A 12,154-nucleotide genomic window follows, 5' to 3' on the forward strand; every position below is an offset into this window, starting at 1 on the left:
AATCGGGACGCGGGCAGGATTGAGGTCCTCTGGGCGGCTTACCCACATCGGCGCTTGAGATAATGGGTGGTATGAAGCGCCGAGTCATTGGGCACTACGAGTTCATCCGCAAAATCGGAGCCGGCGGAAGCGGGGTCGTTTACCTCGCGAACGACATGCTCCTCCAGCGGCCCGTCGTGCTGAAGCTGTTGAAGCGCGGCGCTCTGACGCCGGAGCAGATGCGGACAACGCAGCTTCGCGAGGCGCGACTGGCTTCTGCGATCGACCACCTCAATGTCTGCGCCATCTACGACGTAGGGGAAGAAGACGACGAAGCGTACATCGTCATGCAGTACATTCCGGGCAAGAGCCTGGATAAGGTGATCGCTGCGGGACCCGCAAGCCTTCAGGTGCTTCTTTCGATCGGCATTCAAGTCTCCGATGGCCTTTCGGCCGCGCACCAGATCGGCATCTTTCACCGGGATCTCAAGCCGGCGAACGTGATGCTGACCGAGGGCGGACTGGTTAAGATCCTTGACTTCGGCCTCGCTCGCCGGCTGAACAACGTTGAGGAAGCAGAATTCGATCCCTCCGCTCCGGCGACGCCTGCTCCGCTGACGCCAAGCGCGACCTACACGGCTCGCGGCGGGACTGTCGCGTACATGGCTCCGGAGCAATTCGTGACCGGGCAGTCGAGCGTCCAGTCCGATATCTTTGCGCTTGGTTTAATTTTGTACGAGCTTGCGAGCGGGCGGCATCCGTTTCACCGGCCCGACGCGCCTGAATTTCAGAGCATCCGCGCGGTGCAATTCGCCGATCCACCGTCGCTGCGGCAGATCGTTCCGACGCTCCCGGTGGAGTTGGAGTCCGTTATCCTGCGGTGTCTGGAGAAGCAGCCTTCGGCGCGGTATTCCTCCGCCGCCGACGTTCGTGAGGCCTTGCGGACCCTGATGAAGACGCTGCAGTTGGACTCGGTGGTGATGCCCGGCGATACCGTCGCGCATCACGGCTCTCCGCAAGGGCGCTTGCAGCTTGAAAGCCCGGAAGAGGAGAAGAGGACGACAGGCATTCTGTCGATGCTCGCGGAGCGATTCCGCGAGTCGAGCGCGGCGGCAGTGGGGAAGCAGAACACGATCGTCGTGCTCCCGTTCGTCAACTTCGGGACGCCCGGCGCTCCGGGAGATGTGGCGCCGTTGTACGGCTATGCGCTGGCGGATGCGATCGCGGCGCGGCTGGCGAGGATGCCCTCGCTTGTGGTGAGACCGTCAAGCTCGCTGATGACGGTGCCGACGCAGCAGCTTGATCCGTTGAGTATCGGGAAGAAGCTGCTTGTCCACTTTGTGCTTGCAGGGAACTTCCTCCGGTCGAACGATGGCTTCGATCTTAACTGGCAGTTGCTCGATGTTCCGGGGCAGAGCGTTCGTGCGGGTGGCTCGATCAATGTGGCCTCGTTCGACCTGATCTCAGTGCAGACGGAAATCTGTAACGAGGTATTCGCCACGCTGCAGGGCTTTGGCGATCTGCAGAACGATGGATCGAGAGTCTCGACGACTTCGCTGAGCGAGGATCTTTCCGAGGAGTATCTGCAGGCCCGAGCGGTGCTTTCTTCGTTCATGTCGCGAACCGGGAGCCGCGATGATCTCAATCGCGCGCGAGAGCTGTTCGAGTCCGTCGTGAAGCAGGATGATGACTATGCTCCAGGATGGTCCGGGCTCGGCATTACGCATCTGCAGTATGCGCGGCATGGGCTTGGCGGGCAGATGCATGTGCTCGAGGCGCGGAGGGCGTTCGAGAAAGCGCTGAAGCTTGATCCGGGGTCTGTCGAGGCGAATCTTTACCGGGTTTACATGCTGCTGTCGCGCGGCGAGAAGGAGTCGGCGAGGCATGGCATCGAGAACCTTCTGCAGACGGCAGGGAACGACTGGAACGTCCACATGGTCGCCGGAATGACGCTGCGGATCGATGGAATGTACGAGGAGGCTCTCGATCAGTTCAATACATCGCTGCATATGAATCCATCGAATGCGGCTTTGATCTATAACCATCGCGCACGGGTGTATCAGTATCAGAATCAGCTTGAGCTTGCCGGCGATGAGATCGACAAAGGGCTGACGCTGGAACCGCGGCAGCCGCTCTTGCGGATATCCAAGGGGTATCAGGAGATGCGGCTCGGCGATCTCTCGAAGGCGGTCGCGACGCTTGAAGCCGTGGTGCGCGAAGATGACACGATGCGCATCGTGTATCCGACGATTGCGCTCTGCTATGTGCAGCTCGGCGAACGGAATAAGGCCGCGAGTTTCATCGTGGATGAGACGCTATCGGCTGCCGAGGCCGATAGTGAGATGGCTTATCGGCTCGCGACCTACTTTGCTGTCGATGGAGATGAGTCGGAGGCGTTGCATTGGCTGCGTCGGGCGATTTATCTAGGCAACGAAAACTATCCGTGGTTCTCCATCAATCCCGCCTGGAAGAAGCTCTCGGGGCACGGTGATTTCGAGAGGATTCTCGAGGATTTGAAGAAGAGCTACCGGCGCAACCAGAAGAACTGGCGGCGTCTTCTGGCTCAGATTCGGAAGTAAGGCATCCGCGCAACCTCTACGTTCGCGATTGCCGTTCATGACATGTGTCACCCGCCATACGTGATACCGCGCACTATCTCTTTCACCTCATCGGTCTGAAGATAATCCTGTCATCCGCGTGAAGTGCGGCATGAAGGAGAATCATGGCCAAACCCATTACCCGCCCCGATTATGGCATCGACGCCCCCGCCGTCATGCGCAACCTCTTCCTCGCCGGAGTAGTCTTCCTTCTCCTCGCGATCTTCCTGCCACGCACCGTGCATCTCGCGCCAAACGTAGCGCTGAACTCCCCATCCCTCTTCTGGCCCGCAGGCTTCCTCATCGGCGAGGGCCTGTTGTTCCTCCTCTACGTCAAGGTAGGCAAGTTCCGCCACCGCGACTTCATGCTCTCGCTCCATAACTGGCGCGGCGACGAGCAGGTCCTCGACGTAGGCTGTGGCCGTGGCCTTCTTCTCGCCGGAGCCGCCAAACGTATCCCCGACGGCCACGCCACCGGCATCGACGTCTGGTCGAACGTCGACATGGGCGGCAACTCCCCCGAAGCCACCACCCACAATCTGCAACTCGAAGGCGTCACCTCTCGAGCCACGCTCATCAGCATCCCGGCCCAACAGATGCCGTTCCCCGATGCCACCTTCGACGTCGTCGTCTCGAACCTCTGCCTTCACAACATCTACGATCGGGCTACCCGCACCGTGGCTCTCCGGCAAATCGTCCGCGTCCTCAAACCCGGCGGAACGGCCCTCATCTCCGACTACAAACGCACCGGCGAGTACGCCGAGGCATTCCGCCTGCTTGGTCTCGAAGTAACGACAAAACACGGCAGCCTCGTCACCACATTCCCACCCCTCACGGTAGTCATAGCCCGCAAACCCCGCTGATGTTTGTTTTTGCCGTTGATTCTCTGGTTGTCATTCCCGAAGGGAATCTGCGTGTGTCCTTGTGTCCTCCCTTGAACCCAAATAGCACTCCAAAGAACCCAAGCCCCTCCACCCGCATCCAAAGCCAAGGAAGGGAACACATGCCAACCGAACCGCACAACGAAGAAATCCGCAAGCAGCTCAAAGCCCTCCTCGATGGCGGCCAGGCTCACGCCACCTTCGACGCCGCCGTCAAAGACTTCCCCGTCGAACTCCGCGCCACCGTCCCCGAAAACCTCCCCTACTCCGCCTGGCAGTTGCTCGAGCACATGCGCATCACCCTCCGCGACATCCTCGACTTCTCCGCGCCACCCACCGGCGGCTACCAGCCCATCGAGTGGCCCAAGGCCTACTGGCCTGAGTCTCCCGAGCCCCCATACCCCGGCTCCTGGGATAACGCCGCCATCGCCGCGATCCACAACGACCTCGAGAAGTTCCAGTCCCTCGTCGCATCCGGCGACCTCTACAAGCCCTTCCGCTGGGGCGAAGGCCAGAACCTCCTGCGTGAAGCCCTCCTCGTTGCCGATCACAACGCCTACCATCTAGGCGAACTCGTCCTCCTGCGCCGTCTCCTCGGCATCTGGAAAAAATAATGAACGAGCCGGAAGCCATCCGCGCAATGCTCGGCACCCCGCCCCGTAGCATCGCCGTCATCGGCCTCTCCGCCGACCCGCAGAAGCCGAGCCACTACGTCTCCGCCTACATGCAGCAGCACGGCTACACGATCTACCCCATCAACCCATCCATCGACGAGGTGTTGGGCGAAAAATCCTGGCCCTCGCTGACGGAACTCGTCTCCTCCGGCATCAGGCCCGCCATCGTCGACGTCTTCCGCCTTCCCAAAGCCATCCCCGCCATCGTGGACGAGATGCTCACCCTCGGCCTCCCCAACATCTGGATCCAGCAGGGCATCGTCAACCACGAAGCCGCCGCCCACGCCGAAGCCGGAGGCATCCGCGTCGTCATGGACCACTGCATCATGGTCGAGCACCGCCACCTGTAACTAACCGGGTTCTCGCGCATCTACAATCAGGTGTGATGACGTGCGCCCGTTCCAACTCGATCCTGCTGGCACTCCTGATCCTCCTCAGCGGCACTCTCCCCGCTCCCGCTCAGCTCAACGTGGTGGGCGACGGCGGCCCCGGCCCCGTCAAGGCGCAGCACCTCACGGCTGAGCTCACAACCCTCTCGCCGAGCATCAACCCCGGCGGAACCCTCCAGGCGGGCCTCGTCCTCACGCTCGAAGAGCACTGGCACGTCTACTGGCGCAACGCCGGCGACTCCGGCCAGCCGCCCCACATCACCTGGACCCTCCCCCCCGGCATCACCGCCAGCCCCCTGCAATTCCCCGCGCCCTCGCGCCTCCCGCTCGGCCCGCTCATGGACTTCGGCTACGAAGATACCGCCGCATTCCCCATCACCCTCACCGCTGATAAGACCGTCAAGCCCGGTCCCATCCATCTCGATGCCAAGGTCGACTGGCTCGTCTGCTCCCAGACCTGCATCCCCGGCCGCGCGCATCTCGGCCTGAACCTCACCGCCGTCACCACCCCCATCCCCACGCCAGCCCCCGTAGGAGCCCTCGGCACCGCACTGACGCTCCTGCCCTCCGTCCTCCCGCCGACCATGCAGTACTCCATCCTCGGCGGCAAGAAAGACTTCGTCCTCACCCTCATCACCAACAAGAAGGTCGACGACGCCGAGTTCTACCCCTACGAGGCCGACCAGATCGACAACGCCGCCGACCAGGACCTCACCCTGATCCCCGGTGGCTTCCAGCTCCGCATCCCCCGCTCCACCGACACCCAGACCCACCAGCTAACAACCCCCGCCCTGCCCAAAGAGATGCGCGGCGTCATCAAGCTCTCCGACAAGGAGTCCTACGACGTCACCGCTCCCGTAGTCCCCGGCGAAGTGCCCATCGCCCCCGGCAAAGGAACCCAGGCCAGCGGCGTCACCATCCCCGTAGCCATCGGCCTCGCCTTCCTCGGCGGCATCATCCTCAACCTGATGCCCTGTGTCTTCCCGGTCCTGTTCTTGAAGGGGCTCGCCTTAGTCCAGTCCTCGAGCGAAGAGCGCTCCCGCCTCCGCGCCCACGGCCTCGTCTACACCCTCGGCATCCTCGTCTCCTTCTGGATCATCGTCGCCGCCCTCCTCATCCTGCGCGCCGGCGGCAGCCAGGCCGGATGGGGCTTCCAGCTCCAGTCCCCGACCTTCATCGCCATCCTCGCGCTCGGCCTCTTCTTCTTCGCCTTATCGCTCGCCGGCCAGTTCGACCTCGGCCTGTCCCTCACCAGCGTCGGCGGCGACCTCGCCAAAAAGCAGGGCTACACCGGCAGCTTCTTCACCGGAGTCCTCGCCACCATCGTCGCCACCCCATGCACCGCGCCGCTCATGGGAGCAGCCATCGGCTTCGCCCTCGCCCAACCGGCCGGAATCACCTTCGCCGTCTTCACCGCGTTAGGCCTCGGCCTCGCCGTCCCCTATCTCGCCCTGAGCTTCCAACCCGCCTGGATCAAGATCCTCCCCAAGCCCGGCGCCTGGATGGAGACCCTCAAGCAACTCACCTCCGTCCCCCTCTTCGCGACCGTCGCCTGGCTCCTCTGGGTCTACGGCAACCTCTACGCCTCGCCCACCAACCCCAGCCTCGGCGTCAACCGCGAGTCGGATCTTCTCCTGAGCCTCCTGCTCCTGGCCATCGCCGGCTGGGCTCTCGCCCGCTGGCCCGCCCAGCTCAAGAGCACCATCACCGCCGTCGTCCTCGGTGCTCTGGCGATCGCCTTCCCGCTGTATCAACCCAAGGACACAAGCCTCACCTGGCTCCCCTACACCACGCAGACCGTCGCCGACGCTCGCGCCGCCGGCAAGCCCGTGTTCATCGACTTCACCGCCGCCTGGTGCCTCTCCTGCCAGGTCAACGAGCGCGTCGTCCTCCGCTCCGCCGAGGTCCAGAAGCAACTAGCCGACCGCAAGGTCACCCTCATCCGCGCCGACTGGACCCAGTACGACCCCGCCATCACCAAAGAGCTCGCCGCACTCAACCGCTCCGGCGTCCCCACGTACGTGATCTACCCCACGGCCAATGAAGCCGCCGCCGACGTCCTCCCCGAGGTCCTCACCAAGGGTGTTGTACTCGATGCCATCGACAAGGACACGAAGTAAGCGTCCGCTCGCGGAGAATCAGGCAAGCTTCCGGAACGTACCCGTGTTCTTCAGCACGATAAAGAAATAAACCGCCACGCCCACCAGCGCCAGCCCAAACCCCGACACCGCTTTCGACACGCCCCACCAGGGAATCATCTTCCCCATCACCAGCGCCCCCAGCGGAATCCCCGCCCGGAACGCAAGGTTGTACACGCTCATCACGCGCCCGCGCATCGAGTCCGCGACGATCAACTGCACCAGCGAAATCATCAGCGAAGCCGAAGCCATCACCATCATCCCGCTCAGAAAGATCAGCACGCACGAGAGCGGCAGCCACCGCGAGAACGCGAACCCGGCCGTCGCCAGCCCAAGCCCCGACAACGTCATCAGCGCGATCCGCCCCTGTCCCTTAAGCCGTTCCATAGCTGCCACAATCAGCGCCCCACAGATCGATCCAGCTCCCGAGCACACCAGCAGAAGCTCATACGTCTCCGGCCCCTTGTGAAAGATCGTCCGCACGATCACCGGCAGAAACCCCGACAGCGAAAACCCAAACAGAGTCGTGCAGAACGCCAGAACCACCAGCGCAGTCAGTCCCTCGCGCTCCCGGATGAACCGTATCCCTTCATGCATGCTCTTCATCACGGAGTTCTGCGTCTTCGCCGGAACGAACTTCACCTTGATCACGACCAGCGACACAATCACCGCAAGATAAGAGATCCCGTTCAGCGTAAAGCACCACGTCGCCCCGAGCGCCGTATACGCCAGCCCGCCAATCGTCGGCCCGATAATCCGCGCCAGGTTGAACTGGATCGAGTTCATCGAGATCGCGTTCGCCAGATCCTCAGGCCCAACCAGCGTAGGCAACAGCGCCGAGTAAGCCGGTCCGCCAAACGACTGCCCCACCCCAACCAGGAACGAAAGCGTGAGGATGTGCCACACCTTCACCACGTGCAGGAAGAAGAGCAGCGCCAGCGCGAACGCGCAGACCATCTGGATGACCTGCGAACAGAGCAGCATCTTCTTCCTGTCGAGGCGGTCGGCAAACACGCCCCCGACAAGCGAAAACAACATAAAGGGAAGCTGTCCGAGAAAGAGATCGAGCCCGAGGTAAAACGGGTCTTTCGTCAGGTCATAGACCAGCCAGCTCTGCGCGAACTGCTGCACAAAGGTGCCGATCGTGGAGACACACGCTCCCAGCCACATGATGCGGAAGTCACGATACTGGAATGCACGAAAGATCCGGCGTAAGAAAACCACGGTCTTAGCCACTATATCCCATCGATCCGTCCATTCCAGTCAATCCGAATCACTGCCCATACCCATCCGTAAGCGTCTGCAGAAACGCCATCACATCATCGATATTCCGCTCAGACCACACCGGCGTCTCGCCCCGATGCTTCGTCAGCGGAAGATCGACAATATCCACATTCGCCCGATACTTCGCCGGCAGATCGTCGAACCTGTCGACCGCCCCGCCCTTCCCGCGTGGGTAAAACTTCTCCGGATTCGTATCCCGCTCCACATAAAACTCCAACGCCTCCCGCAGCGTATGGAACCGGCCATTGTGAAAGAAGGCCCCCCGCGTAGCCACGTTGCGAAGCGTAGGCGTCTTGAACATCCCGCAGTACGCCTCGGTCGCCGACTGATCCTTGCGCAGTGGCCCACAAAGTCCCAAATCATAAAAGGTGGAGTCCTTATTCGCCCCAAGCGTCCCATTCCGAGGCACGCCAAGCGCCTCGAACTGAAAGTTGGTGAAGAGCGGATGCGACCCGTCCGCGCCTCTTGCGCTCGTGTGGCACGAAGCGCAGTTCCCCCGCGCCGGATCGTTGAACAGCCGCTCCCCACGCGCCTCCGCCTCCGAGAACGCCGCTTTCCCATCGAGCACCGCATCGAACTTGCTCGAGTAGGGATGAAAGCTCGCATCTGTCAGCTCGAAGCGCTCCAAAGCCTTCCCAACCGCTGCCATCGCCGCATCCGGATCGCGCAACGCCTCATCCCCAAACGTCTTCCGAATCCGCGCAGCGTAGTCCGTGCCTTTCAGCTTTTCCAGAACGGCCGAAGCCCCCGCGTTCGCCATCTCCTCCGGCGAAAGCAGCGGAAACGCCGCCTGCTCTCCCAGGGTCTTGAACCGCCCATCCCACCCAAACCCGCCGAAAGGCGGATTATCGTTCTCCTCCAGCCGTTCCACGAACGAACTCGCCCGCTCCTGGTGCCAGTTCGGCGTGCGCCCAAGCACATAGCTCAACGAAGGAACCGCACGAAAGATGGCGCTCTTCATCTCGGCTCCACCACGCTGCACCGACAGCGTGTTAGCCGGAGCATAAGCATGTCCCGGATCATGGCACGAAGCGCATGAGAGCTTTCCCGAAGCCGACAGAGAAGGGTCGAAGAAAAGAGAACGCCCAAGCAAAGCAACAGGATCAGCCGTCGCAGCCGACACCGCCGACACTGGAACAGCCGCGCCCCGCTCGCGCCCAGGCCCGTTGCAGCCGACAGCCACAAGAGAAAACGTAAGAATCGCCGAGAGAAATGTAATTCGAGACATCGAAACCATGGCTGGAGAAAAAGCGAAAGTCCCCTGACCGCAAAGCGATCAAGGGACCACAAAACGTTCGTTGGTTCTTACTGCACGTTGTTGAAGATATCCGTTCCCATGCTCACCAGCCCGGTCTGTCCCGCGTAGCCAAGGTGCGTCGTGATCCCGAAGATATCCTCGATCGAACGCAGCAGCGAATAGTGGTTATACGGCGTATTCGATACCGTTCCACCCTTGATGAACGGAGATAGAAGCACCGCGCCGGTCACATCGCCGCCATAGTTCTGGTAGGTCAGGTTGTAACCCGCGCCCTTGTACGGAAAGGTCTGGCTCATCGGGTAAGCGGCAAGGTTCGGACCGGGCTGCTGGTTGCAGCACACCGCACCCGTCTCCACCACGTTGATATTGCCCGAAGCGTCCACGCTTGTACTCGCCGCGCCGCTCTCATCGAAGTTGATGATGATCAGCCCATCGGCATACGCCGGCGAAGCCTGGATAATCGGAATCCACTTCTGCAGGAAGGCATCCGCCGACGTCAACCCGCCCGGCCGCCCATCGACGCAAGGCGCATCGTGGCCGTCGTCGCACAGGCTCGGCGTGATGAACGTAAAGTTCGCCGTGGTAGACAGCGACCCCAGGTCCGTCTGCAGGTTGTTGTTCAGGTTCACAACGTGCGTCGCGCAGTCGCTCGAATCGATGATCGAGTGGAAGTACATGAACGGATTATGCCGCGTCGCATACTGGTCGCCCGCGGGCACCGTGGCGCTCGGAGCCTCGGCAATCTGGGTCAGATCGGTCGCGTTCAGTGCCGGGTGACCGCACGTCGCGCTCTCACGCGATGGATCGTTGCCCATATCGCCCATGTATCCCTTCCAGGTAAACCCGGCAGCCTTCACCTGGTCGGCCAGCGTCAGCACGGTCGCCGGATAAACGCAGCCCGTGCCCATCGACTGTCCATCCGCCGTCGTCCCGGTGAGCTTATAGTCCGCGAACGTATTGCAGTCCGAGATCGTCTGAGGAGTTCCCGCCTGCCCGCTCATCATCGAAATATAGTTATCCAGGCTCACATGCCCCGTGCCGAAGTACTGCGTCAGCAGCGCACCCTTCGCCGTCAGCGTCGTAGCCAGGTAGGGCGACTTCGTAGTCGCACCGAAGGTGGTGGAGTAGTTCTCATTCTCAAGCGTGATCACGAATACATGCTTGATCTTCCCGCCGGCAATCGCGGTGCTCGAAGCCGTCGTCGTTGTCGCGACCGGCGTAATGCTACCCGCGCATGCCACCATGGCCACCACAAGCGCGACAGCGCCCCCAAGCGAAAGCATCAGCTTTAGCTTCTTCTGTTTCCCAAGTTGTCCAGGCATCGAGTTCTCCTCGAGTAGAGTCGCGCAGGCGACGTTCCACAATTTGAAGGAGATTTGAATCTTCGTTGAATTCTCGGGCGGCTTGTAACCTGACAACTCTGTGGCCCCCAGGCCGATGAAGCGAAGGGCGCTAGCAGGCAAAAACCTGTCAAGGGGTAGGAAACGATAAGTCGCTCATTTAAAAGGAAATATAAATAATAAATCGTGTCCTTTTAGTTATGGTCGTCTCGGTACAATTAAAGCAGAGGAAGAAACAATCAGGACCGCCCCAGGGTAGCGTCCTTTCCTAATGTCACTTCCCCCGCCGCAGGTGCTTCGCTCACTTCGAAGCCAGGAGCTCGGGGGCATCAGCGGGAAACTAGCGCTAAGTCCTTTATCTACTAATATTTAGGGCGTAAGTCCTTTGAAATCTGATATTTGCAGCGGATGTGCAACCGTAAGCCCTTGATAACAAAATACTTGCGCCCCGACAGTGGGGAGGGGGGTACACCCCCCAGCGCGGCTAAACGTTGAACTTGAAGAAGAGAATATCGCCATCCTTCACGATGTATTCCTTGCCTTCCGACCGAAGGAGACCCTTCTCTTTCACTGCCTGCTCGCTCCCAAGCCGGAACAGATCCTCGCAGTGATAGCAGTCGGCCTTGATGAACCCCTTCTCGAAGTCCGAGTGAATCACGCCCGCAGCGCCAGGAGCCTTCGTCCCACGACGAATCGTCCACGCCCGAACCTCCTGAACGCCAGCCGTGAAGTAGGTGATCAGGTCGAGCAGTTTGTACGACTGGTGAATCAGCCGGTTCAATCCTGGCTCCTCGAGTCCCATGCCTTCAAGAAACTCGGCCCGCTCGCTCACTTCAAGCTGCGCGATCTCCGATTCCATCGAACCGCAGATGCGAACGATCTCGCTTCCATCTTCCTTTGCGCGGCCTTCAACTGCGGCAACCCACGGATTCTCGCCAAGAAGCCCGTCCTCATCCACATTGGCGACATAGAGCATAGGCTTCGCGGTGATCAAATGCAGATCGCGCGTCCAGGGCTTCTCTTCCTCGGAAAGCTCGACAGTCCTCGCCGCCCGCCCATCCCGAAGCGCTTCCAGCAGCTTCTCGAGCGCCGCGCCTTCGGTCTTGATCTTGTTGTCCGAAGTGGACTTCAGCACCCGCTCGATCTTTCCATAGCGCTTCTCAACCGTATCTAAATCCGCGAGCAGCAACTCGGTATTGATGATGTCGATGTCATGCAGCGGATTCACGCCACCCGCAACGTGAATCACCTCCGGATCGGCAAAGCACCGCACGACATGCAGCACAGCATCGGTCGAACGGATATGCCCCAGAAACTGGTTGCCAAGTCCTTCACCCTTGCTCGCGCCCTCGACCAGACCAGCAATGTCGATGAACTCCATCGTCGTCGGAACCGTCCGATCCGGCTTCACCATCGACGAGATCTTATCCAGCCGCGCATCCGGCACCGTCACAACGCCAGTATTCGGATCGATCGTGCAAAACGGGTAATTCGCCGCCTGCGCTTTGGCTGATGTCAGCGCATTGAAAATAGTGCTCTTCCCAACGTTGGGAAGCCCAACGATTCCGCAATTCAAAGGCATTCTGTTCTTTTCCTATCCTGAAGCTTCCGCAA

The 12,154-nt window shown here is 60.9% G+C and carries 9 protein-coding genes; 5 read left to right on the forward strand and 4 right to left on the reverse strand.

From position 1 onward, the window contains the following. The first annotated feature begins 71 nt into the window (after positions 1–71). From GRAN_RS20780 to GRAN_RS20800, 5 genes are all read left to right on the forward strand, one after another. Positions 72–2,558 (forward strand): serine/threonine-protein kinase, encoded by a 2,487-nt coding sequence (locus GRAN_RS20780; protein WP_128914924.1) that lies wholly within the window; start codon positions 72–74, stop codon positions 2,556–2,558. A 143-nt stretch (positions 2,559–2,701) separates the two neighbouring features. Beyond that, positions 2,702–3,439, forward strand: a complete 738-nt coding sequence (locus GRAN_RS20785; RefSeq protein WP_128914925.1) for a class I SAM-dependent methyltransferase — start codon at positions 2,702–2,704, stop codon at positions 3,437–3,439. A 140-nt stretch (positions 3,440–3,579) separates the two neighbouring features. Further along, positions 3,580–4,071 (forward strand): DinB family protein, encoded by a 492-nt coding sequence (locus tag GRAN_RS20790; protein WP_128914926.1) that lies wholly within the window; start codon positions 3,580–3,582, stop codon positions 4,069–4,071. Further along, positions 4,071–4,481, forward strand: coding sequence for a CoA-binding protein (locus GRAN_RS20795; RefSeq protein ID WP_128914927.1), 411 nt, complete (start codon positions 4,071–4,073; stop codon positions 4,479–4,481). The genes GRAN_RS20790 and GRAN_RS20795 overlap by 1 nt, the downstream gene beginning before the upstream one ends. Positions 4,482–4,516: 35 nt before the next feature. Further along, positions 4,517–6,640 (forward strand): protein-disulfide reductase DsbD family protein, encoded by a 2,124-nt coding sequence (locus GRAN_RS20800; RefSeq protein ID WP_128914928.1) that lies wholly within the window; start codon positions 4,517–4,519, stop codon positions 6,638–6,640. An 18-nt stretch (positions 6,641–6,658) separates the two neighbouring features. On the opposite strand, the gene GRAN_RS20805 is transcribed toward GRAN_RS20800, so the two are convergent. The 4 genes from GRAN_RS20805 to ychF form a co-directional block, all read right to left on the reverse strand. Beyond that, positions 6,659–7,894 (reverse strand): MFS transporter, encoded by a 1,236-nt coding sequence (locus tag GRAN_RS20805; protein ID WP_241655047.1) that lies wholly within the window; start codon positions 7,892–7,894, stop codon positions 6,659–6,661. A gap of 37 nt (positions 7,895–7,931) precedes the next feature. After that, a complete protein-coding gene (locus GRAN_RS20810; protein ID WP_206662810.1) occupies positions 7,932–9,170 on the reverse strand; it encodes a cytochrome-c peroxidase in 1,239 nt (412 codons plus the stop codon). Between the two features lie 77 nt (positions 9,171–9,247). Further along, on the reverse strand, positions 9,248–10,522 hold the full coding sequence (locus GRAN_RS20815) for an alkaline phosphatase family protein (RefSeq protein ID WP_128914930.1): 1,275 nt from the start codon (positions 10,520–10,522) through the stop codon (positions 9,248–9,250). A gap of 502 nt (positions 10,523–11,024) precedes the next feature. Continuing rightward, the gene (gene ychF, locus GRAN_RS20820) at positions 11,025–12,122 is read right to left on the reverse strand and encodes a redox-regulated ATPase YchF (protein ID WP_128914931.1); all 1,098 of its coding nucleotides are present in this window, start codon (positions 12,120–12,122) and stop codon (positions 11,025–11,027) included. Positions 12,123–12,154 lie beyond the last annotated feature (32 nt).

It is taken from the genome of Granulicella sibirica (assembly GCF_004115155.1).
GTDB classification, from domain to species: domain Bacteria; phylum Acidobacteriota; class Terriglobia; order Terriglobales; family Acidobacteriaceae; genus Edaphobacter; species Edaphobacter sibiricus.